The sequence below is a fragment of the Sulfurospirillum sp. E15m genome, assembly GCF_059415145.1.
The window spans coordinates 1-23,662 of the sequence record NZ_JCAHZS010000005.1 but is presented as its reverse complement, the minus strand read 5'-3'; the positions used below and the strand labels follow the sequence as shown (position 1 = coordinate 23,662).

Annotated in this window: 22 protein-coding genes; 8 read left to right on the top strand and 14 right to left on the bottom strand. The window is 40.0% G+C overall.

The window, feature by feature from the left end:
• Positions 1 to 41 precede the first annotated feature (41 nt).
• On the top strand, positions 42 to 341 hold the full coding sequence (locus tag AC5SLP_RS07960; RefSeq protein WP_495254628.1) for a c-type cytochrome: 300 nt from the start codon (positions 42 to 44) through the stop codon (positions 339 to 341).
• A gap of 34 nt (positions 342 to 375) precedes the next feature.
• Here AC5SLP_RS07960 and ccoS read toward each other — a convergent pair whose 3' ends face one another.
• Positions 376 to 615, bottom strand: a complete 240-nt coding sequence (ccoS, locus tag AC5SLP_RS07955) for a cbb3-type cytochrome oxidase assembly protein CcoS (protein ID WP_495254627.1) — start codon at positions 613 to 615, stop codon at positions 376 to 378.
• A gap of 1 nt (position 616) precedes the next feature.
• Entirely contained in the window at positions 617 to 3,037 is a 2,421-nt protein-coding gene (locus AC5SLP_RS07950; protein WP_495254626.1) for a heavy metal translocating P-type ATPase, read from the bottom strand.
• Between the two features lie 158 nt (positions 3,038 to 3,195).
• Here AC5SLP_RS07950 and AC5SLP_RS07945 point away from each other — a divergent pair, with 158 nt between their 5' ends.
• A complete protein-coding gene (locus AC5SLP_RS07945) occupies positions 3,196 to 4,656 on the top strand; it encodes an EAL domain-containing protein (RefSeq protein ID WP_495254625.1) in 1,461 nt (486 codons plus the stop codon).
• Here AC5SLP_RS07945 and AC5SLP_RS07940 read toward each other — a convergent pair.
• On the bottom strand, positions 4,592 to 5,491 hold the full coding sequence (locus AC5SLP_RS07940; RefSeq protein WP_495254624.1) for a DMT family transporter: 900 nt from the start codon (positions 5,489 to 5,491) through the stop codon (positions 4,592 to 4,594). The two genes, AC5SLP_RS07945 and AC5SLP_RS07940, sit on opposite strands and share 65 nt — an antisense overlap.
• A gap of 99 nt (positions 5,492 to 5,590) precedes the next feature.
• Here AC5SLP_RS07940 and AC5SLP_RS07935 point away from each other — a divergent pair, with 99 nt between their 5' ends.
• From AC5SLP_RS07935 to tpx, 3 genes are all read left to right on the top strand, one after another.
• The gene (locus tag AC5SLP_RS07935; protein WP_495254623.1) at positions 5,591 to 6,808 is read left to right on the top strand and encodes an HD-GYP domain-containing protein; all 1,218 of its coding nucleotides are present in this window, start codon (positions 5,591 to 5,593) and stop codon (positions 6,806 to 6,808) included.
• 67 nt (positions 6,809 to 6,875) lie between these two features.
• On the top strand, positions 6,876 to 9,335 hold the full coding sequence (locus tag AC5SLP_RS07930) for an ABC transporter substrate-binding protein (RefSeq protein WP_495254622.1): 2,460 nt from the start codon (positions 6,876 to 6,878) through the stop codon (positions 9,333 to 9,335).
• A 76-nt stretch (positions 9,336 to 9,411) separates the two neighbouring features.
• Positions 9,412 to 9,954 carry a thiol peroxidase gene (tpx, locus tag AC5SLP_RS07925; RefSeq protein ID WP_495254621.1) on the top strand — a complete coding sequence of 181 codons (543 nt, stop codon included), beginning with the start codon at positions 9,412 to 9,414 and terminating at the stop codon, positions 9,952 to 9,954.
• On the opposite strand, the gene AC5SLP_RS07920 is transcribed toward tpx, so the two are convergent.
• Genes AC5SLP_RS07920 through AC5SLP_RS07910 form a run of 3 tightly spaced genes read right to left on the bottom strand, consistent with a single transcriptional unit; the run spans position 9,955 to position 11,482 of the window.
• Positions 9,955 to 10,203, bottom strand: coding sequence for a hypothetical protein (locus AC5SLP_RS07920; protein WP_495254620.1), 249 nt, complete (start codon positions 10,201 to 10,203; stop codon positions 9,955 to 9,957).
• Positions 10,200 to 10,874: a peptidoglycan editing factor PgeF gene (pgeF, locus tag AC5SLP_RS07915; RefSeq protein WP_495254619.1), complete on the bottom strand. Its 675-nt coding sequence runs from the start codon at positions 10,872 to 10,874 to the stop codon at positions 10,200 to 10,202. Before pgeF ends, AC5SLP_RS07920 begins: the two co-directional genes overlap by 4 nt.
• A complete protein-coding gene (locus AC5SLP_RS07910) occupies positions 10,874 to 11,482 on the bottom strand; it encodes a riboflavin synthase (protein ID WP_495254618.1) in 609 nt (202 codons plus the stop codon). The genes pgeF and AC5SLP_RS07910 overlap by 1 nt, the downstream gene beginning before the upstream one ends.
• A gap of 149 nt (positions 11,483 to 11,631) precedes the next feature.
• Here AC5SLP_RS07910 and AC5SLP_RS07905 point away from each other — a divergent pair, with 149 nt between their 5' ends.
• On the top strand, positions 11,632 to 13,584 hold the full coding sequence (locus AC5SLP_RS07905; RefSeq protein ID WP_495254617.1) for a methyl-accepting chemotaxis protein: 1,953 nt from the start codon (positions 11,632 to 11,634) through the stop codon (positions 13,582 to 13,584).
• On the opposite strand, the gene AC5SLP_RS07900 is transcribed toward AC5SLP_RS07905, so the two are convergent.
• From AC5SLP_RS07900 to AC5SLP_RS07865, 8 genes are all read right to left on the bottom strand, one after another.
• Entirely contained in the window at positions 13,574 to 14,500 is a 927-nt protein-coding gene (locus AC5SLP_RS07900; protein WP_495254616.1) for a 5-oxoprolinase subunit C family protein, read from the bottom strand. The genes AC5SLP_RS07905 and AC5SLP_RS07900 overlap by 11 nt on opposite strands.
• Positions 14,497 to 15,180, bottom strand: coding sequence for a 5-oxoprolinase subunit PxpB (pxpB, locus tag AC5SLP_RS07895; RefSeq protein WP_495254615.1), 684 nt, complete (start codon positions 15,178 to 15,180; stop codon positions 14,497 to 14,499). The genes AC5SLP_RS07900 and pxpB overlap by 4 nt, the downstream gene beginning before the upstream one ends.
• The gene (locus AC5SLP_RS07890) at positions 15,177 to 15,908 is read right to left on the bottom strand and encodes a 5-oxoprolinase subunit PxpA (protein ID WP_495254614.1); all 732 of its coding nucleotides are present in this window, start codon (positions 15,906 to 15,908) and stop codon (positions 15,177 to 15,179) included. The genes pxpB and AC5SLP_RS07890 overlap by 4 nt, the downstream gene beginning before the upstream one ends.
• Positions 15,905 to 17,239 carry a TRAP transporter large permease gene (locus tag AC5SLP_RS07885; protein WP_495254613.1) on the bottom strand — a complete coding sequence of 445 codons (1,335 nt, stop codon included), beginning with the start codon at positions 17,237 to 17,239 and terminating at the stop codon, positions 15,905 to 15,907. Before AC5SLP_RS07885 ends, AC5SLP_RS07890 begins: the two co-directional genes overlap by 4 nt.
• Complete coding sequence (locus AC5SLP_RS07880; RefSeq protein WP_495254612.1) at positions 17,229 to 17,717, bottom strand: TRAP transporter small permease subunit; 489 nt, start codon at positions 17,715 to 17,717, stop codon at positions 17,229 to 17,231. Before AC5SLP_RS07880 ends, AC5SLP_RS07885 begins: the two co-directional genes overlap by 11 nt.
• A complete protein-coding gene (locus AC5SLP_RS07875) occupies positions 17,714 to 18,673 on the bottom strand; it encodes a TRAP transporter substrate-binding protein (RefSeq protein WP_495254611.1) in 960 nt (319 codons plus the stop codon). Before AC5SLP_RS07875 ends, AC5SLP_RS07880 begins: the two co-directional genes overlap by 4 nt.
• Before the next feature lie 81 nt (positions 18,674 to 18,754).
• The gene (locus tag AC5SLP_RS07870) at positions 18,755 to 19,432 is read right to left on the bottom strand and encodes a response regulator transcription factor (RefSeq protein ID WP_495254610.1); all 678 of its coding nucleotides are present in this window, start codon (positions 19,430 to 19,432) and stop codon (positions 18,755 to 18,757) included.
• Positions 19,432 to 21,309, bottom strand: a complete 1,878-nt coding sequence (locus AC5SLP_RS07865) for a sensor histidine kinase (RefSeq protein WP_495254609.1) — start codon at positions 21,307 to 21,309, stop codon at positions 19,432 to 19,434. The genes AC5SLP_RS07870 and AC5SLP_RS07865 overlap by 1 nt, the downstream gene beginning before the upstream one ends.
• Positions 21,310 to 21,580: 271 nt before the next feature.
• On the opposite strand from AC5SLP_RS07865, the gene mnmG reads away from it, so the two are divergent.
• Both mnmG and AC5SLP_RS07855 read left to right on the top strand, forming a co-directional pair.
• Positions 21,581 to 23,455, top strand: coding sequence for a tRNA uridine-5-carboxymethylaminomethyl(34) synthesis enzyme MnmG (gene mnmG / locus AC5SLP_RS07860; RefSeq protein ID WP_495254608.1), 1,875 nt, complete (start codon positions 21,581 to 21,583; stop codon positions 23,453 to 23,455).
• 103 nt (positions 23,456 to 23,558) lie between these two features.
• Positions 23,559 to 23,662, top strand: a 104-nt coding sequence (locus tag AC5SLP_RS07855; protein WP_495254796.1) for a twin-arginine translocation signal domain-containing protein, incomplete at its 3' end; no start/stop codon positions are given.

Sequence of the window (23,662 nt, the reverse complement as noted above, 5' to 3'; positions counted from 1 at the left end):
GGTTATAATTTCCACACACACAACTTACGAAGGGGTATCGCGTGAAAAAAATTTGCATTCTCTTATCAATTGCCGCAATCTCAAGCCTTATGGCAGCCGATGGCGCAGCAGTTTACAAAGCAAAATGTTTCTCCTGTCATGGAGACAAAGCAGCAAAAGCTGCTCTTAACAAATCTCAAATCATTGCGGGTTGGGATGAAGCAAAAATTATTGCTGCATTAAACGGTTATAAAGACGGTTCATACGGTTCAGCGATGAAAGGCGTTATGAAACCTATCGCTTCAGGTTTAAGTGCTGAGGATGAAAAAGCAGTCGCTGCGACCATCGCTTCATTCAAATAAGTTACGGGCACGGCAAGAGCCACGCTCTTGTCGTTTAATCAGGCGGGGCGTATCCCGTCTCTCTTTTTTCTTTTGCTTTTAAAATTTCCGCTTTTTTACGTTCCATCGTCACTGCATCATTCAAGGCTTCTTCGCTATCAAACTGCGCGCCATCAATAAATTTTTTCTGGTCATCAAATTGACCGCTTTTAATGCCCCATAATAAAGCCCACAAACCAAAAGCACCCAATAACGTGGATGCACCTAACATCATCGCTATGACCCAACCGTCCATTTTACGACCTTTTAAACAGTGTTTTAATACGCATAGAATTGCCTACGACAACCAAAGAGCTTAGCGACATTGAAAGTGCCGCGAACAGAGGAATAATACATCCGCTCATGGCCAAAGGAATGGTAATAAGATTGTACAGTAAAGAGAAAACAAGATTCTCTTTGACAATAAAAAGCGTTCTTTTGGCAATGATAAAAGCATCATACAAGCTTTGAATACTATCGTTGGTTAAGACAATATCACTCACATCGACGGCGACATCGGCTCCACTTCCCATTGCGATGGCTATCTCGCTTCGTGAGAGCGCTAATGTATCGTTAATGCCATCACCGGCCATCACGACTTTATGCCCCTCTTGGCGTAATTTTTCGATGTAGTCTGCTTTTTCATGCGGCAACAAAGCAGCTTCGTATTTCACAATGCCTACTTCATGCGCAATATCGTGTGTCACTTTTGCATGGTCACCGCTTAATAAAATAATTGAAAGTCCTAATTGCTGTAATTTTGCAATATTTTCTTTGGCATCGCTTTTCAGGCTATCTTTAAGACCAAAAAGTGCAACCATCTTTCCATCAACGGCAAAAAAGTAATGCGTCAAACTTTCAAATTGGCTAGGCACACGGGTGAGAATGCCCTCTTCTTCCATCATTTTAGCATTACCACCAATGAGAAGATGTCCATCAAAAAGGGCTTTCATCCCTTTGGCTTCGATGGCTTTAATCTGCTCCAGATTTTTTACATGTAAAGGCGTCTCTTGCGCTTTTAGATACTGCATAATTCCTTGGCTAATCGGATGATTGGATGCACTCGCTAACGCATACAAAAGACTCTCATCAAACGTTTCAAACTTATGGTACTCTACCACTTCTGGTTTGCCTTTTGTGAGTGTTCCTGTTTTATCCAGCACCAAGGTATCACACTTTGCCATACTTTCTAAAAAACCTGCTTCTTTGAACAAAACACCTCTTTTAGCCGCCAATCCTAACCCGACCAAAGTCGCAACAGGCGTTGCAAGGCTTAACGCACACGGGCACGCAATCACGACTACGGATATAGCAATGATAAGTGCTTTTTCAAATGAACCGCTGTAAAAGAACCAAAATCCTAAGGTGATGAGCGCCAATGTTAAAATTGTTCGGGAAAAATACCCTGAAATTTGATTGGCTAGTTTTTCAATATGCGGTTTTTTTGTCATGGCATCTTCAAGCAGTGTCACGATTTTTGATAGTATGGAAGAGGCGAATGTATGACTTACCTGATAACGCAATACGCTGTCTAGACAGATAGAACCACTTAAAATTTTATCCTCTTTTTTAAGCAGTACCGGCATCGACTCACCATTGATACGTGAAAGATCAAACGAGCCTTCGCCTTCACAAATGACACCATCAATAACGACTTTATCTCCCGCACGCACCTCTATCATCTCGCCAACTTCAACAGATTCAACACTCACCATACTCTTTTCGTGCCCTTTAACAAGCATGACTTCTGTGGGCATAGCACTTCCAAAAGCATCTAACGTATCAACCGCTTTTTTCTTCGTTAAAACTTCTAAATACTTTCCTGCAAACACAAAGGTAATAATCATCGTCACCGAATCAAAATAGACATCAGCACTTTTGCTAAACATCGCATAGACGGAAAAAAGGTACGTTAATGTCGCCCCCGTAGCAACCAGAAAATCCATTGTGATATGGCGATGCTTCACGCCATAATATGCCCCTTTAAAATAAATAGAGCCTGTGTATAAAAGCGTAGGCGTCGCAAGGACAAATTCCGCGAAATTCAAAATATCTTTGATGTTACTTTGCATGCCTGTAAAATACCCTGCATACTGTGCAATGGCTATCCACATGACATTCATCGTTGCAAACACACCTACAAGCAGCTTAGAGTAGTACTCTCTTCGTTGTGCCACAGCACGCTCTTCTCCGCTTTTAGGGTCATACGGATAGGCGTTATAGCCGATGCTACGTATGGTTTCTATGATAGTAGAGAGTTTGATAATGTCACTATCCCATACGATTTTAGCTTTGTTATTACTGTAATTGATAGACACTTCGACAATGCCTGCTTGTTTTGAGAGAATTTTTTCATTGAGCCAGACACAAGCACTGCAATGAATTCCTTCAATAATCAGCGCAATCTCGCTTAATCCTTCTTTATTTTTCTTGACATACTTAGTAATAAACCCTTCTAAATCAAAACGACTGCTATCCTCTAAGGCTGTTTTGGGTGGCTCTAACGTCACATCACCCATTTTTTGATAAAAATTATCAAGCCCTTCATCGTGCAAAAGATGGAAAACGCCTTGGCATCCCTTACAACAAAAAAATTTTGGCGGTGTAAAACTGGTATCGTGAAGTAACATAGAAGCGTCATATTCTAAATGGCAGTGGTCACAACGTTGTTTGCTCATATTAATCTTTCGAATAAAGTTACATCTTAGGAAACATTATAGCGTGACTTTTTTGTGATGAACCTGATACGAAAGTGCTCTTAATTTTTTTTTCAAAACCTTTGTGCTAAAGTGCTTCCCCTACATGTAATTGTGGGCATCTATGGTAAGGGAAGATGGTGGATTATACGAAAAAGCTCTCTTTTAAAATCATTCTGTTACTGATTGTGCTTGCATCTCCTATTTATATTGCTATCGCTTATCACTTGACGATAATCGCCCTTATAGGGTTAAGCGTACTGATTTTCGCTTCACTGATGTTTGTACTAAGACTTCTTGATTCCAATTTAAAACTCAAAAACGAACTACGCAAAAATCTCTATATTGATCTAAATACACGCCTTCCGAACCGCCTTAAACTCCTCAAAGACAGTAAAACGTTGGATTTAGACATTGACTCGACCTTGATTATTATCAATATTGATTCATTTCAAAACACCAATAACTTCTACGGGCACAATTTTGGTGACAAATTTCTTAAAGTCATGGGAGAGTGGTTACAAAACAACTTGCCCCCTATCGAATCAAGCTTGTACAAATTTGAAGCAGATATCTATGCTATTTTAATAAAAGTCCCTTTCAATGAGTATAACCTCAAAAAGTATCTCAAAAAAATCTCAATGAAAATCACAAAAGATCGTATTATCTGCGAAGACGTGGAAGTCGATACCACCCTGAGTATTGGCGCGCACCAAGGGAAAAAGAGCCTTTTAAAACTGGCTTCCATTGCCTGTAAAGAAGCAAAGAACAAACGACTCTCGTATATGATTTACGATAAAAGCAGCGATAAAGAGGCGGAATACCATCACAATATGATGATGAACCACACCTTAAAAGAGGCATTAGCCAAAGATCGTGTTATCCCTTTTTTCCAGCCTATTTTGAACCTTCGCACCAATGAAATTGACAAGTATGAAACACTCATGCGCATCAAAAAAGAGAAAGAGGGGTACTACATGCCCGCTGAGTTTTTAGATGTGGCAAAGCACTCTAAAATCTACTCAAAACTCTCTATGTCGCTCATTCAAAAAGCATTTGAAACCTTCCAAATCTCTTCCAACGGCTTTTCAATTAACCTCTCTTATCTTGACATGACCAATATTGTTACCACAACGTTCATTCTCGAAAAGCTTGAAGAGTTCAATGTCGGTCCTTGGGTTATTTTTGAGATTTTAGAGAGCGACGGTATTGAAAATTATGAAGCAATTTCGCATTTTATCTCTCAAGTCAAATCGTATGGTGCAAAGATTGCGATTGATGATTTTGGTGCAGGCTACTCTAATTTTGAGCGTTTAACGGAATTAAGAGCCGATTTTATTAAAATTGACGGTAGTTTGATTAAGAACATTCACCAAAATGATGAAATGAAAATTATCGCTAAGACCATTGTCAATTTTGCGAAAGAATTGGATATTAAGACCATTGCTGAGTATGTGCACTCTGTTGAAGTCTTAAACTGCGTCAAAGAGATTGGAATTGATTATGCGCAAGGCTTTTATATCGGCAAACCGCACCCTAGTCTGCAAACGCCTTACACGGCTTTTTCACAAACAAGCACAGATATATACCAACTCCTATAAATACAATACCGCCTAAATGGTACCACTCAAGGCGCTCACCTAAAAAGAAATGGGCCAAAATACTACCAAAGATAGGCATCAAATGCGTAAATTGTCCGGTACGATCAGCGCCAATCGTTGCGATACCTTTATGCCACATATAATACGATAGTAACGACGTAAAAATCACCACATACCCAATCGCCCAATAGTACTCCTTCAAAAGCGCTATCTCTTTGTGAAGGGTATAGCCTTGCATCATGTAAAACGGCAAAAGCATCACCACACCCATTGCCACAATGGTAATAAAAAACTCAAAATTACTAAGCGTAGAGGGTCTAAATTTGACCAAAACACTGTACGTTGCCCAGCACAAAGAAGAGCCGATGACCCATATATCGCCTGGATTGAAATTGAGGCTATAGAGTGTTTGAATATCGCCTTTTAATACAAGAAAAACAACACCGAATGTTGAGAGTAAAATGCCTACGATTTGGCGCGCGCTGATGGTTGTATGTAAAATAACAAAAGAAAGAAAAAGAATGACGATGGGAATACTAGAATTGATCAGTAACGCATTGGTCGCTGTCGTATCTTGCAGACCTATATACAAAAGCGTGTTAAAACAAGCAATTCCAAGAAAAGATAAGAGTACTAAAATACCAAAATGCGTCTTCATCGCCGTCGCGATTTTTTTTACATGTAAAAGTAAAAAAGGAAAGGTCAAAATAAACACCCCTAACCATCGAAAGAAAGCAAGCTCCCACGGCTCAATCGCACCTGCGACAAAACGCCCTAACACAAAATTAGCCGACCAAAAAAGTACGCAAAGCACCAACAAAACATACACTTGCATTTCATTCCTTTTTAAGAAGCGCCATTATAACAAATATAACGCCTTTGCAACGTTTTAGTTCTATAATTTCATTAGACGAAGGAGTTAAAAGGAGTTAAAATGTTATATCAACTCAATTTACGCGAAGTCACCTATGCGCTTTCTGAAGCATTGGATTATGTTGGAATTGATGATACACTCCATGGAAAACGGGTTGCTTTTATGGCTGCGGAAGTAGGCAAAAAATTAGGATGGCGACCATCAAAACTTGATCAAATTATGCTAATAGGCATGCTGCACGATTGCGGCGTTTCATCCACTGACGTCCACCATCATTTGGTCAGTGAATTAGATTGGGATAACTCACAAATTCATTGCGAGAGAGGCGCAAAATTACTCAGCAAAGTACCTCTGTACCAAAACTTTTCCGATGTGATTGCGTATCATCATACGCATTGGGATATGTTTTTGCCCCATGTTGATGAAGAGACAAAAGTGATGGCAAATCTCATCTATCTAGTGGATCGTGTCGATGCGCTAAAAGCACAATATGGCTCTCGTTCCATCGAAGAGCGAAATACCATTCGCGCCACCATAGAAAAATACACCAATACGATGTTTGCACCATTCTTATGCGATGCTTTTTTAAGCGCTTCTGCATCAGACTCTTTCTGGTACTATATTGAACCTGAATCTATGCACTACTATTTTTTAAATTGGATTGATCAAGGGCGTATTGAAAGTGTCAATTTTGAGTATCTCAAAAGCATCGCACAAATGTTCGCCGCCGTTGTCGATGCCAAGAGTACCTACACAGCAACGCATACCTATGGCGTGGCCGCATTGGCACGTTATATTGCAGAATTGTGCGAACTTTCCCAAAGGGAACAAGAGAAGATTGAGCTAGCAGCTTTTTTTCATGATTTAGGAAAATTGCGTGTGCCCGATGCCATTTTAAATAAAGAGACTCCCTTAAATGGTGAAGAGATTGTTGCTATGCGAAGGCATGGTTTTGATTCCCAAATGATTTTACAACAAATCAAAGGATTTAGTGACATCGCCAAGATTGCTTCGATGCATCACGAAACACTGGATTCTAAAGGCTATCCCTATCAGCTCAGCGCCGATCAGATTCCGATTGAAGCGCGCATTTTAACCATAGCCGATATTTTCCAAGCCTTAGTACAAGACCGCCCTTACAGGGAAGGAATGGCTCTTGAAGATGTGCAAAGTATTTTGAACCAAATGGCAACAGAGCATAAAGTCGATGACGCGATTTTAGAAAAAATGTCACACCACTTTACAACATGCTATGCAAAAGCTATGCAAGTGCATTAGCCATCCATCTTACGATAAGAATGTGGTACAATAAATCAAGGTGCTTAATCAATGAAGGGGTATGTCAATGCGAGTTATCGTTTTGTTTCTCTTTGTGATGCGATTACTCTTTGCGAATCATCAACCAGAGTCCATTTCTTTACAACTCGCATGGCTAAACCAATTTCAATTTGCAGGTTTTTATGTTGCACAGCAAAAAGGCTTTTACAATGCTTATGATCTTAATGTAACCATAAAGGAGTACCAAAAAGGACATAGTGTTGTCAATGCCGTTTTAACAGGTGAAAGTACTTATGGTGTAGGAAAATCTTCTTTGGCAATAGATCGTAGCCAAGGTCGCCCTGTTGTTGCACTCATGGCACTGTTTCAACACAGTCCTTCTGTTTTGATTACGACCAACTCTGCTATTTTGACCCCCAAAGATTTAAATTACCGCATGATTATGATAACAATTGATGAAGCCAATTCCATTCCAATTATGGCGATGCTTCTCAGCCATGGCCTCCAAAAAAAAGATATCTTTTTACAGCCACACTCATTTTCACTTGAAGACCTTATCAACCATAATACCGATGCAATGGCTTGTTATATTTCCAATGAACCTTTTTTACTCAATGAACGCAATATCACGCATACGATTTTTGACCCAAGAGACTATGGCTTTGATTTTTATGGCGACATCTTATTCACATCGGAGCAGGAACTCTTGGCAAACCCCGAACGTGCCAAACATTTTTACAGTGCCAGTAAGCAAGGATGGGAATGGGCATTTGCACACATTGAGGAGACGGCTAAAATTATTTTTGAACATTACAATACCCAGCATAAAAGCTTAGAAGCCCTTATTTATGAAGGCAAAGCATTAAAAAAATTAGCCTATGATGACAATAAACCTTTTGGGCTTATTGAAAAAGAAAAATTTGAAACGATTACGAACTTATATAAAATAAGTGGGCTCTTGCCCAATGGCAAAAACCTTGAAGGGTTTATCGACCCATTACATTTTGCAAAAGATACAATCCGCATAGGTATTCTTGCAAGTCGTGATGGCAATGATGTCATTCCTACCACGTGGAGAGAAAGTGCGGATTATCTTTCTTCCATTTTCCCCTCGCACCATTTTGTCATTATGCCTTTAGAATTTGACGAACTTGAGCAAAGTGTCAAAAACAATGAAATCGAATTTATCATCACAAATCCCATACAGTATATTCAACTCGAACACAAATACGGTATTAGCCGATTGGCCACGATGAGTGCCAAATACAAAAATCATTATTACAGTGAATACGGCAGCGTTATTTTTACACGTTCGGATGCGCCTATCTCTTCTTTGCACGATGTTGCCAATAAAAAAATTGGTGCGGTTGACCCCATGTCCTTTGGGGGTTATCTTTTAGGCATCAAAACACTGGGATACACACCGGATAAAAACCATATAACTTTTTTGGGTACCCATCACAATGTCGTTAAAGCCGTTTTAACTAAAGAAATTGATGTGGGAATTATTCGAACGGATGTCTTGGAAAAAATGAGCGATGCAGGAACACTCTTCTTAAACGATATTCGCGTACTAGGGTTAAAAGACATGCCGCAATTTCCCTTTATGAGCAGTAGTGAGCTTTACCCAGAATGGACACTGGCTAAGACGTCCCTTACTTCAGAAGATTTATCCAATGAGGTCTTAAGTACGCTCTTAAAACTTTCCACCTTATCCCAAAATAAAACCTATGTCTTTCGGCTTAAAACACCTCAAGACTACTCCAAAGTCCACGCACTTTTAAAAGAGTTCAATATCTATCCATATGAGCAAAAATCCTTCACATTCAACGATGTTCTTTTTAAATACAAATACCTCTTAATCGGTCTATTGATTGCCTTTAGTAGTGCGGTATTTTTTATGATTCATATCCAAACGCTTAATCAAAAATTGCTTCGTCATGCTCATGAAATCGAACATTTTAATGAGACACTGGAGCAAGAAGTGGAAGAGCGTACGCATGCGCTCAGTCTGTTAAACGCAAAACTCAAAGAACTAGCCAATACCGATGAACTCACAAAAATAGATAACCGCAGGCATTTTTTTCTTTTGGCAACGCAATATTTTTATACGGCAAAACGGAATAAAAGTGCATTACATGTACTCTCTTTGGACATTGATTTTTTTAAAAACATCAATGACACCTATGGACATGCAAAAGGCGATGATATCTTGAAGTTTTTTTGTGAGCAAATTCAACAATTGATTCGCGAAAGTGACCTTTTTGGACGCATAGGTGGGGAAGAGTTTAGTATTTGTATCCAAAACGATACCGATAAAGGAGCGTTGATTCTTGCAGAAAAAATTCGCTCAACGATTGAAAGCAGTACGCAAAATAAGCTTCCTGAACTTCCGCCTATTACGGTTAGTATTGGTATAAGTGGCTATCAAGAGAGCGACAATGACTTTTTTGATATTGTCAAACGTTCAGATGAAGCACTCTATCTTGCTAAGAATAATGGGCGAAACCAAGTACAAATTCTTTAACCTCTTAAATTAAGAGTTTATTTATCCGAGTTAGCTATAATTTTGGAATATTTACATTTTTCTATAAGGAAATATCATGGCAACAACCAAGCTCAAAGGTAATCTTGTTAATCTCTCAGGTTCAACTCTAAATGTTGGGGACACAGCACCCGCTATTAGCGTCGTCGCTAAAGATTTAAGCGAGATTCAAGTCGGTGGTAAAAGCGATAAAGCTCAAGTCATTGTGATTGTTCCTTCTCTTGACACCGCAGTATGCGCACAAGAAACACGAACATTTAATACAAAAGCTGCAAGCGTTGAAAATGCAACGATTACGGTTGTTTCAATGGACCTTCCATTTGCAATGGGTCGTTTTTGTACGACAGAAGGAATTGACAATCTTCAAGTAGGCAGTGACTTTAGAGATAAAGCCGTAGCGAATGGTTATGGTGTTTTAATCGCAGATGGTCCACTCAAAGGCCTTAGCGCAAGAGCTATTTTTGTTGTTGATAAAAACGGAAAAATCACGTACAAAGAAATTTGCCCAGAAATTACAGAAGAGCCTAACTACGATGGCGCACTTGCTGCACTTAAAGACGCGGCTGCTTGTAAAAGCGGCGGTTGTGGCTGCGGTCATTAATTAGCTGACTTTGGCTCCCTCTTGTGTCTTTTCTAGCCACAAGAGGACTTTCTCCAACTGCTCAATTTGGTGAGAAGATACTGTTATATTGGGCGTACTGATAAAATTCTCTAACAATGCTTCATTTTGTAAAAAAACAAGATTATAAAGTCCCCCTCGTTTCATAATAACATCCAGTTTTAAACGCAAAATCTGCTGAGCGCTTTTTTGTTGTGTTGCCTGATACTGCGCAAGTGCTTTTGGATTCATAAACAAATCGCTCCTACAAAACGTCCTGTATTTTTTTCTCTTCGGTACGAAAAAAATGTTTCGTCACAACAGGTACATGTCGGTGAGACATGAAGATGCTCTGCTTGAATGCCTAAGGTTAAAAACGCTTCATAATTGAAACGCTGCAAGTCTAAAAAATAACGTTCATCTTTTACATGTAAAACGTTTTGAAACCCCGCTGTCACCTCAACGCCGACCTCATAACAGCATTGTTGAATCGAAGGGCCCATCATAATTTGTAGGTTTTTCATCGCACTTCCAAAATATTCGTGCATCGCTAACGCACATTTTTGCCCCACCAACAAACGACTACCTGCTCGCCCTGCATGCGCAACTCCAATAGCTTCTTGTACTGCGTCATACAGTAAAATGGGGATACAATCTGCCACCATGACAACTAATCCGATGTCTTTTTGCTGGGTAATCATCGCATCACAAACAGGTGTTTCATCTCCCGTTTGAATCAGCGCAATATCATTGCCATGGACTTGGTCCATAAACACGAGCTTTGAAACGCCGAGTTGTTCACGTAACTGCTCTCGATTGTGTTTTACATGTAAAGGATTGTCATTCACATGCAGCCCCATATTAAAGCTATCATAAGGGTGTTCGCTGACACCGCCAAAACGATTCGTAAAACAATACTGCATTAATAAAGTGCCATGATTCTATCGACGCTCTTCCAATCCAGAACTTTATCTTTGTGGAACAAATGATAGACATAACGTGCAAACATATCGGTTTCAATATTAACCCGTCGCCCTGCTTTATAGCTTTTGAGTAAAGTTTGCTCTAACGTGTGAGGAATAATCGTCAAACGAAAACTTGTTTCATACACATCATTCACGGTTAAACTCACACCATCAATCGTGATACTTCCTTTAGGAATGACAAACTTAATCGATTCTACGGGCAATCTTACTTCCAAATCAAGTCCATTTTCTTTTTGCGCTAAATGAATAATCTCTCCGACGCAATCCACATGCCCTTGCACTAAATGGCCATCAAGCCTTTCATCCAAACGCATAGCAGGTTCAATATGAACGTTACCTTTATAATTTTCAAGCGCTAACAATTCCCTTGTCTCTAAAGAAAGTTCAACACTAAAACCATCATCAAACAGATGGATGACAGTCAAACATGCGCCATTGACGGCAATGCTATCACCAATTTTTGGACGATACTTTGCACGAAGACGTAAGACATTATTTTGATAATGAACGACCTCGCCAAATTCTCTGATTAATCCTGTAAACATCTTGAACCTCACTCTTAATAAACACCTTATTATAGCCATTTTCAGATTGAACGCGCCTAAGAGCGAAAATGTCTTAAAAATGTCTCTTTTATAAACTTTTTTAAAGAAAACTTTACTAAAATAATTAAAATGCCTTCAAGGAGTCTTTTATGCGTCACCTCTCGATTTCAAACAAAATCCACCTCCCTTTAATCGCCTCCATTGTCTTTGGTATGATTATCATTTTGTGCACGACGTATGTCAGTGTTAAACAAATTGAAAAAGACGTTTATGCGAAAGAGCAATCGTCCTTAAACGTTTATGTGACCAATCAACTCAATGCAAAATATGATGTGGCGCTTACCAATGCCATTACCATTGCTTCGAATTATTACGTCATTGAGTCTTTGGCTAAAAATGACCGTAGTATTGCTATTGATGGGTTAGGCAATCTTGCAAAGACCTATAAAGAGTTTACGGATTTTAAGAATGTTCAAGTTCACATCCATACGAAAGATATCAAGAGCTTTGTACGGGCGTGGATGCCACAGAAATTTGGCGATGACCTCTCTTCTTTTCGTCATACCATTAAAAAAGTTAAGGAAACAAAACAACCCCTTTCAGCGATTGAAATGGGCGTTGCTGGCATGTCCCTTCGTGGTTTGGCTCCGGTGATGAAAGACGGCGAGTATTTAGGTTCTGTTGAGTTCATCCAATCGTTTGGCTCTGTGGTGAATAATGCCAAAAAAGATTTGGGAGCGAGCATCATCTTCTTAACCGATAAAAGTCATCTTAACTTAAGTGCAGGGGCAAAAGATGCTATTTTAGCGCGAGATACCGCACTCTCACAAAAAAAAGACATCACAGACATGACGCTTTTTGATGAAATCAAAGCGCTTGACTTAAATGCACAAGGAGCAACCTTTACAACACCCACTTACTTTGTTGTCCGCCAAGAACTTAAAGGTTTCGATGGAAACCGCTGTGGTGAAGTGTTGATGGCCATGCCAAAAGCCGTTGTCGATAAAACCGTCAATGCCGCGCAAAGCAGTATGATTCAACAAATATTGATTATGGCTGTTATTGATATTTTGGTTATTTTAGCATTGATTCTTGTGCTTAGAAAAACGGTTAGCACGCCTTTAGAAGAGCTGAAAAGCAAAGCCGCCAATCTCGCAAGCGGTGATGGCGACTTGACCCAACATATTGACATTAAAAGCGGTGATGAGATAGGTCAAACTTCTGAAGAGTTTAACCGCTTTATCGACAAAGTGCGACTGACGGTTTCTGAAGCCAAAGCTTCTAGTTCTGAGAATGCGTCGGTGGCAACCGAACTCAGCTCTACCGCTATTGAAGTAGGCAAACGGGTGAAAAGTACGTCTCAAATCGTACAAGAGACCAATGGCATGTCTCAGCAAATGAAACAAGAATTAACCCTTTCACTGCAAAAAGCCGAACACTCAAAAGCAGAAATTGAAAATGTACAGACAAAACTGGCGAATGCAAAACAAGAGATATTAAAAATGGCAAACCAAGTCCAATCAACCGCACATACGGAAATCGAACTGGCGCGTCAAATAGCGCAACTCAGTACCGATGCCGACCAAGTTAAGGGTGTCTTGACCGTTATATCAGACATTGCCGATCAAACCAATCTTTTAGCACTCAATGCGGCTATCGAAGCGGCACGCGCGGGAGAGCATGGACGCGGTTTTGCTGTCGTCGCAGATGAGGTCAGAAAATTAGCAGAGCGTACGCAAAAAAGCTTACTCGAAATCAATGCAACGATTAACGTTATCGTCCAAGCCATTAACGACGCAAGCGATCATATGAACAGTAACTCAAAAAGTATGGAAAACCTTACGTTGATTGCTTCAGCGGTAGAGCAAAATATCAATGAGACAACAACGATTATGGATAACGCAACGGTATCAAGTGATCATACCGTACAAGATTACGTGATGACGGGTCAAAAAGTAGATGCCATTGTCAAGAAAATCGAAGAGATTAACTCCTTCACCATTAGCAATGCTAAAAGTATGGAAGAGATGGAGAGTGCGGCACGGCACTTAAGCACACTCACCGAAGACCTCAACCATGTTTTAGCAAATTTTAGAACCTGAAAAAAGAGTGAAAGGCAAGGGATTCTGCCCTTGCCTCTTCCATGCTAACCGCTTTAAAACGAATCGTTCCGCCCGCTTTAAGTTGCGCTAATTTAAAACAATCGACACCAATGACCGAACCGATTTTAGGGTAACCTCCTATGGTTTGTCGCTCTTTTAAAAGAACAATAGGCTCTCCATGACTCGGGACTTGCACCGCCCCATAGCAGATAGGTTCCGATAAAATTCCAGTTGCATTTGGGATGACTTTTTCGCCGCTTAAGCGATACCCCATACGGTCTCCCTCTCCCTTAAACGTATACGTCGTGTTGAAAAAAGTCTCTTGAGCGCTTGCGTCAAACAGGCTTTCTTGGTAGCCTTTGACTAATCGCAACGTAATCGTTTCAGGATAACGCGGTATAAATCGACGTTCTAATTTTCGTTTATCAATCGGACAGCGAGCATTTATGGAGCTAGCAATCACATCGCCTTTAACAAGCTTTCTGCCCTCAATTCCTCCTAATCCCTCTTTAAGAGATGTTGAAAAACTCTCATACGCATAAGGCGTTTTAAATCCACCACCAATGGCAATGTAAGCAAACTGCCCCTCATTGGCAAATCCAAAAGCAAGAACATCGCCTCTTCTTAATTGATGCGTTTGCCATAAGCCTATTTGATGCCCATTACATGTCGGTTGCATATTGGCACCGCAAATAGCGATACATATTTCACTAAGGGCACGAAATGAAGCACCACCAAGCGCTATTTCTATCGTAGCGCTATTGAAAGGATTGCCTACGAGTAAATTCGCATACCCAAAAGCAACCTCGTCCATTGCGCCACTTTGCGTTAAACCAATATCGCTGATTCCCCTTCTCCCTGCGTCTTGGATGGAGCATTGTACTCCTGGATTTTCTACGAGGAAGCCATAACTCATAGCTCGCCTCCTAGTTTTAAAAATTCACTTTTACCAATAGGCTCAAAGCGTACCAAATCACCCACATGCACCAAAGAAAGTCCATGATAACTGGCATCAAACATTGCCGTAGGTGTTCGCCCTAAAATTTTCCAACCTCCAGGACTTTTTGTTGGATATACTGCCGTTTGACGATCGGCAATGGAAACACTGCCTTTGGGAACGGCTTTTCGAGGACTCGCTAAACGAGAAGTGGCTAACGCTTCATCAATCTGCCCTAAATAGGCAAAACCTGGCGCAAAACCGATGGCATAGACCGAGTACAACTCTTTTACATGTAAATCTATAATGGCTTCAATACTAAGGTTTTTTTCTTCGCCCAACAACTCCAAATCAAGCCCAACATCCACGCCATAATACGCAGGAATCGTCACAATTTTTTGCTCTTTGGTATCTATCTCTGGAGCACTTTTTAAAATAGACTCTATTTTTTCACATACCCCATCAAAATCATACTGCATCACATCATAACTGACCATCAAGGACGCATACGAAGGAATAATCTCAAAGAACGCTTTATTGTAACTATTTTTTAAAGCCTTATACGCACGTTGAACCTCTTTTGAAATTAATGGGTCAATGCTCTCACCAAAATAGAGGATGACTGAGGATTCAGAAGCAATTTTATAGACTCTACTCACATACTTTTCCTAAGCATTTCTACTAACGCAACAGCTTCCGCATTGTCGCCATGGACACACAATGTATCGGCTTTGAGTGCAATTTTCTTACCGGAAATCGTCTCTAAAAGCCCTTCTGTTTTCAATAAATTTAATCGTGCTAAAACAGCATTAACATCATGCAAAACTGAACCATTTTGTGTTCTAGGAACCAAAAAGCCTTGGTCATCATAAGCACGATCCGCAAACACTTCATATAAAAGTTCAATACCAAGCTCTTTAGCAACGGCCTCATGCGCACTCAAATCCATCATCGAAAGCACCATCAATTTCAGAGAACTGTCAATTTTATGAACCGCTGTGGCAACTGCTTTAAAGATGCGTACATCTTTCATCATATCATTGTACAAACCGCCATGGGGTTTCACATAATCCATCTTCGCGTTATTAGCTTTAACAAATCCCATTAAAGCGCCCACTTGATAAATCACCATCGTTTCCACTTCAGCCAAAGAACAAGCGATACTGCGTCTGCCAAATCCCACCAAATCAGGATACGCAGGGTGCGCACCAATACTCACACCATGTTTGAGGGCAAGTTTAATCGACGCATCCATAATCAAAGGATCGCCTGCATGAAATCCGCACGCAAAATTTGCCATATCGACATAAGGAAGTACCGCTTCATCCAATCCCATTTTCCATGAACCAAAGCTCTCACCAGCATCACAATTTAATTTTATACTCATCCTATCATCCTATTGGGGAGGTAAAATACAATTTCTGGGAACAATGTTACCATAGCCGTAATTAAAATCATGATAATAAAAAACGGAAATGTCGCTTTAATGATGTACCCAATACTCTCTTTTGAGATACTTTGGATAACAAATAACGAAAACCCAACGGGTGGCGTAATTTGTGACATCTCCACCATAAATACAAGAAAAATTCCAAACCACAAAGCATCAAAACCCGCCGCTGTGATAATGGGAAGAACAATCGGCAGTGTCATTACAACCATAGAGATACCATCTAGCATCATGCCTAAAATAATATACATAATGGAAACAACAATGATGAGCATCATCGGAGTAAGTCCTAAAGAAGCGATAAATTCACTAAGCGCTCTTGCAATCCCTAAAAACCCAACGACTTGCGATAAAAAGCCCGCTCCAGCGATAATAAAACTAATCATGACCGTTGTTTTAATCGTATTTAATAGTGATGTTTTGAAAATATGAAAATCAAAACTTTTAAAATAGAGTGCCAACATAATTGAAAAAACAACGCCCAAAGATGCTGCTTCCGTAGGAGTAGCGATACCACTGTAAATGCTACCGATGACAATCGTAATTAATAACAATACCGGTACCAACTCTTTAAGAGATTCCATACGTTGAGTCCATGTAAACTGCTCTTTATGACTTGGCACCACTCGTTTATTGAGTGTTGCTACGAGCATGATATAAAAAGAGTACGCTGTTGCTAACATAAGACCGGGGATAATGCCAGAGATAAACAATCTACCGATAGAAACATCCGCTAAGACCCCATAAATAATCATAATTAAACTAGGAGGAATTAAAAAGCCCAGTGTGCCGCTTCCTGCGAGTGAACCAATGGCTAAAGATTTGCTGTATCCTCTACTTTGCAACTCTTCAAGCGTGATTTTTCCCACCGTGGCTGTGGTCGCGGCTGATGAACCAGAGACTGCCGCAAACAAGGAGCATGCCGCCACGTTAATATGCAATAATCTTCCAGGAACACGACTCAACCAAGGAACCAATCCGTTAAAAAGTTTATTTGAAATAGAAGAGTAATGCAAAATCTCACCCATCAAAATAAACATAGGTAGTGCCGCTAATGACCATGAATTGAGTGAATCATACACAGAACTTGAAAGAAGATTCCCTATTTTAGTCACAATACTAATCGCAGGCGGTAAATGATGATCGTAAATTAACATACCAAAAATGCCCGTTAAAAAAAGTGATGCACCAATCCAAATAGAAGAGAGCAAAAAGACAAACATTACACCAATTAAAATAACCGCTAAAATGAGTGGATCACTTATCATGAAACATCCTTTGAACAATAAATGCAACCACACTGACCATAAAAAGTAATAACCCTATTGGAAGCGCTAGTTGGGGAATAAAAAGGGGTGTAGCAGAGACTCCTTCAGAGACAACGCCTGTTTGATACGAATCCCATACCAAAAGAATCGTTCGATAGAAAATAAATCCTAAAAGAGCTAGCGTCACAACTCCAGCGAAAATGTCCACCAAAGAGGATGATTTGGAAGAGATTTTAGCGGTTAGGAATGTAATACGAATATGCCCGTCACGTAAGAAGGTGTAGCCAAATCCAAAGCACACCAATGCCAAATACAAATAGCCGCTGTATTCATCCGCACGCATTGTAGATGTGTTGAAAAAATAGCGCAACACAATTTCAAGCAAGATAAGCAAAACTAGAATAATTAATAATCCAGACGCAATAAAAGCTCCCCCTAAGGAGAGCTTTCGAGCGAGCGTTACAAAGTGCTCTTTCATTGTTTTTTATACTCTGCAAAAATCTTTTTGATACTCGCATCCGCATCACTTAGGTACGCATCAAGCATCTTTTTTGCAACCACATCGAGCTCTTTTTTAAGCTCAGGACTCTCATCGGCAATTTTAATACCATTATCAGAGATGAGTTTAAGGGCATCTTTGTCCTCATTTTTGCTTGCATCCCATTGAGACGCTTCAATTTTAGCCGCCGCTTTTAACAGGGCATCTTGCTGTGCTTTATCCAAGCTCTTCCAATAATCAAGGTTAATGGTAACCGCTTGCAGAGGATACGCATAGTTGATTTTGGTAAAGTCACTCAAAACTTCCCAAAATTTGCCATCTTTTCCTGACGCCGAAGAGGTGACGACAGAATTCACCATACCCGTACTAAGCGCGGAATAGACTTCACCCCAAGGAAGCGCCACGGAACTGCCTCCGACCATCGTGATAAAATCTGCTGAGTTTTTATCGTATGTTCTAGTTTTAAGGTCCGCAAAATCGGCTTTTGAATTCATTGGTTTTTTCGTATACAGTCCACTTGGAGGCCAAGAGACGGCATAGAGCATTTTTTGATTCCAAGCAGCCGCTGCTTTTTCATAGGCTGGTTTTGAAATTTGATAGAGCTTATATGCGTCATCATACGAGTTTGCTACAAAAGGTAACGCAGAAATTCCAAATACTTTACCTCCACCTGCGGTAAAAGGAATGAACATATCCGTCATCGCAACCGTACCGTCTTTCACCGCTTGAAGAGGACTACCTTTAATCAAAGAGCCACCTGCATGCACAGTGATTTTAACACTTCCTTTGGTGTATTCATCGACCAAAGCAGCAAACTGTTCAGCACCTTTTGTATGGAAGTTATTTGCCCCATACATCGCATTTAGATCCATCTTGATGTTTGCTGCAAAAAGTGCACCAGTAGCACATGCAAGCACAACCAATTTTCGTAACATCTTCCTCTCCTTTAAAAAAGTTATGAGGTTATCTTAACAAGCTCAAGTGGGGAAAAAGTGGGGAAAATGACCGTAAATTGATTAAAAAATAAGCCGATACCCTTCTTGTGGGATATTCTCTAAAAATTCTATTGTTACTTTTTTACGCAACTCTTTAATAAATGTCTTGAGTGCTTCACTGCTCATCACTTTACCGTCCCAAATGACATCTTCAATTTGACCGTACGTTGTCATTTTTCGTCCGTTTTGCAACAGCAAGAGCAAAAAGGCTTTTTCACGCTTATTGAGTAAAATTTCTTGCTCTTCACAATAGAGTTTTCGTTCATGCGGTGAGAAGAAAAGTGCATTGGCTAGTTTAATGCGTCCCAAAAGTTTGCCATCCAAGGCATTCACGATGCCTTCTAGCAAACGCTCAGCATTGGCAGGTTTGAGAATAAAATGGTCGATTTTGAGGTTAATCAGCTCCATCAAATACTCTTCTTTATTGTAGGCGGTGAGCATCACTAAAGGAATATGTTTATCCTCTTTTCGTATCTTTTGAGCAAGTTCAACACCATTCATGCCACTCATTTGAATATCACTGAGGATAATATCAGGATGACGCTGTTGATACTGTTCAAATCCTTCATCCCCTGTACTCGCCTCGTACACCGCTTTAAAATAATAGCCAAGCGTCTTGACAATGCGCGCACGAATACCCTCTTCATCTTCAACACATAAAATACTCAGTTCCTTAAGTGCGGCAAGTTTAGCTTCCATCATCCAACCTCAATACAAAATTTAGCACCCAAAGCACTATTTTGAACATCAATTTTTCCACCCATGTTTTGCTCAATAATCATTTTTGCCATGTACAATCCCAAACCGCTCCCTTTAGAAGATTTTTTTGTTGAAAAATAAGGCTCAAAGACCATATTAAGATGCTCTTCCTTAATGCCACCTGCATTATCGCTGATGCAGACAAATGATTTTCCTTCATCACTTTGCGCTATCTCTACCCAAATCTGTGGTGATTCAATTTTACGCTCCAACAAAGCATCCTTTGCGTTGATAATCAGATTGAGGATGACTTGCGCGTATTCATTAGGATAACCCTCAATTTTCGGTGATGCAAGTGTGTTTACATGTAAAAGTATATGCGAGTTTTTAAGAACCGCTGATGCCAAACTAAACGCCTCTTCGCATGCTTGTTCCACATAAAAGTATTTCTTGGCTTTGGAGGGTTTAAAGAAGTGCCTAAAATCATCAATGGTGCGCGACATATACGTTAAAAGCTTATCGGCTTCTTTGGAGCTTTCCTGAATGAATGCGGCATCTACTTTGCCAAACTTTGCGGCTGTTTCTAACTCCATAAAAATTCCCGAAACTTCGCTGAGCGGCTGTCGCCATTGGTGTGCAATGATACTGAGCATCTCACCCATTTGTGCTAAACGTGACTGTTGCAATAGTGCCATATCTTTCTGTTTGGACTCCTCTAATGCCTTATTGATTTTTGAACGCAAAGAGGCATTAAACTCTTTGAGCGCTTCTGTTTTGTGGCGGACACGCTCTCTATAATTTTGCAGCGCCGCATTAATTTTTTGTGTCATTAAAAAAGAGAGTAAGCCTACAACAACCATGGAGAAAAGCGCAATCACCACAACACCGAAAATGTAGCGGTCCATCTTGGCTTTCATCTCCTCTTTTTTAAGTCCTATCTCTTTTTGCACATCATCTCGGTACACACCGGTACCTACGACCCAATGCCACGGTTTAAACAGTGCAACATAGGAGAGTTTTTTAAACGGTTCATTGCTTTCTGGTTTTCGCCAATAGTACTCAACAAACGCCCCAGCATCGTCTTTACTTTGGATGGCTTTTTGCACAAAGGTTTGAATGATGTAATTTCCCGTTTGATCTTGCAAAAAGGTATCATCTTTGCCAACACTCTCTTCCCTAAAAGGATGCGCTAAAAGGGTATGAGAGGTATTGTGTATCCACACATAGCCGCCCTCCTCATAACGCAAAGACTGCGTCCAAGCTATCATCTCATCTTTCAGTCTTGATGTTGCCAAATCCAAATATTCAGCCGCTCCTATATTCCATCCATAAGGCGTGAGTGCTTTGACATACACGCGCCTTGGACGCCCCACTTCACTGGTCGCATACCCACCATTATGAATGGCTTCCTTGACCGCACTCTCTAAACCAATCCGGTCTCCCAACTCTTCCATCGGAAAGATAATGTCGCCTTTGGCATTCATCACAAAATAGTACCCTCTATGTCCGCTGACATGTAAAGACGAAAGGGTGAGTAACAAGTCTTGTTGAAGGGCTTGCAAAGATTTATCGCTGTTTTTAGCATAAATATTAATACCCATTTGATGCACATCATCCACGCGTTCTTTCAGTTCTAAATCTATATTACGGTACATCATCTCCAAATGGTATTCAAAATAATTGAAGACTTTTTGAATTTCATTGACTAAAACAGCTTTTTGTTGCTGTAAGAATTTTTGCTCTAACGCATTACTTTCCACATTCAGATTGGCGCGCTCCATGGAGATAAAAAACGAGAGAATAAACAACGTCAGTAAAATAATGGTCACAAGCGGTGTTAAAAAAATGAGTTTTGGAAGATATTTTTCTTTAAACATAATTTTTGACTTCCGTTAAATTTGCCATATTGTAGCAATTTTCCTTTTCAATTCACTCGGAGTTGAGTCACGTGTATTATAATCTTTAATTACGAAGATGAAGAACATTACAAAATTTGGGCAAAAATTGCTCGTATTTAATTACTCATTTTACGCACAAATTTTAATTTGAAGAACTCTTTAGAACTCTATATCTCACCTTTTTTCATAAGCGCAATATAGCTATTTCATTGTATAATGATAGAAATTTATGTATTTAGGTATGAGCATTATGAAATATGACGTTATAGTAATCGGTGGTGGACATGCAGGTATTGAGGCCTCGCTAGCGTCCGCAAGACTGGGGCATAAAACCCTTCTTATCTCCATTTTAGCAGAGCAAATTGGCGCTGCTAGCTGTAACCCAGCTATTGGCGGATTAGCCAAAGGACATTTGGTAAAAGAGATTGATGCATTGGGAGGACAGATGGCCCTAGCAACCGATGCGGCAGGTATCCAATTTCGTATTTTAAATCTTTCAAAAGGACCCGCTGTTAGAGGAAGCCGTGCACAAATTGATATGGACAGATACCGCATCTACATGCGCAATATCATTTTAAACACAGAGAACTTAAGCGTTTCACAAGAGATGGCAGAAGAAATTATCACGGAAAATGGAAAAGTTACAGGCGTCATTACCGCTATGGGGAATCACTACCATGCCCAAAAAATCATTCTCACAACAGGAACATTTTTAAGAGGATTGATTCACATTGGTGAGTACAAGCATGAATCTGGACGTGTCGGTGAGTTTCCTGCCGTTAAACTTTCTGCGTCTATTAAAGCACTGGGTATTAATATGGGGCGACTCAAAACAGGTACGTGTGCTCGCATTGATGCAAAAACAATTGATTTTTCAAAAATGGAACTTCAACCCGGTGATGAAAATCCATTACCCTTTAGTTTTAGAACAGACCGTTCAACATTTAACCCCCACCAACTCCCTTGTTATATCGCCTACACCAACGAACAAACGCATTCTATCATTGAAGGTAATTTTCATAGAGCACCCCTTTTTACAGGTCAAATTGAAGGTGTTGGTCCACGTTATTGCCCAAGTATTGAAGATAAAATCAATCGTTTCCGCGATAAAGAGCGCCACCATCTTTTCATCGAACCACAAACACGTGAAGCGACAGAGTATTACATCAATGGCTTTAGTACATCTTTACCTACGGATACACAGCTTGCGATGATCCATTCTGTTGAAGGAATGGAAAATGCAAAGATTGTTCGCTTTGGTTATGCAATTGAGTATGATTATGTCGATCCGACAGAACTCAACCATGCGCTTGAGACCAAAAAAGTCTCAGGGCTATACTGCGCAGGGCAGATTAATGGAACAACGGGGTATGAAGAAGCCGCGGCACAAGGATTGATGGCTGGCATTAACGCCTCTTTGAGCTTACGGGATGAAGAGCCACTGATTTTACGACGTGATGAAGCCTATATAGGTGTCTTAATTGACGATTTGGTCACAAAAGGAACAAAAGAGCCTTATCGAATGTTCACATCTCGCGCAGAGTACCGTCTGCTTTTAAGAGAAGACAACGCTGACCTTAGGCTCTCTCCTTATGGGTATAAAATTGGACTTATCGATGAGCAAACCCATGAAAAAGTTGTGAAAAAACAACGCCAGTTGCACGAAGGATTAGCATACTTAGAGGAGACATTTTTAACACCATCTAATGAAAATAATCTCTTTTTATCCACCATCGGCGAAGATAAAATTACAGATAAAGTCACATTGCAGAAGATCGTGGCGCGTTCAGATTTTAGTGTTGAGAAATTAGAAAAATTAGCACCTTTCATTGCTGCGTTTAGCGAAGAAGCTAAAGAACAGATTTTAGTGGAAGCAAAGTATAAAAATTATATTGAAAAACAAACAGAACAGATAGATTCTATGAAAGCGATGATAGACATTAAAATCCCTCCAATGATGGATTTTAGCTCTATTTCGGGGCTGAGTAACGAAGTTGTTGAAAAATTACAACGCTTCAACCCGCCAACACTTTTTGCAGCGAGTGAAATTAGCGGTATTACTCCTGCTGCGATAGATATTTTGCACGTATATATCAAATTTTTTAATAAAAAAAATAAATTTTGACGCAAAATTGACGCAAATTTCATACAATTGACACACGTCATAGATTCTTAATAAAAGATGCGATAAAATTGTCACAAATTAAACTACACGAAAGGAACAAAGAATGGCTGTTGAACAAAGCAGAAGAGACTTTATAGGCATGGCATTCGGCGGTTTTGCAGCGGCAGGAGGGGTAATAGCCCTTGGCGCTATGAAAAAGACTTGGGA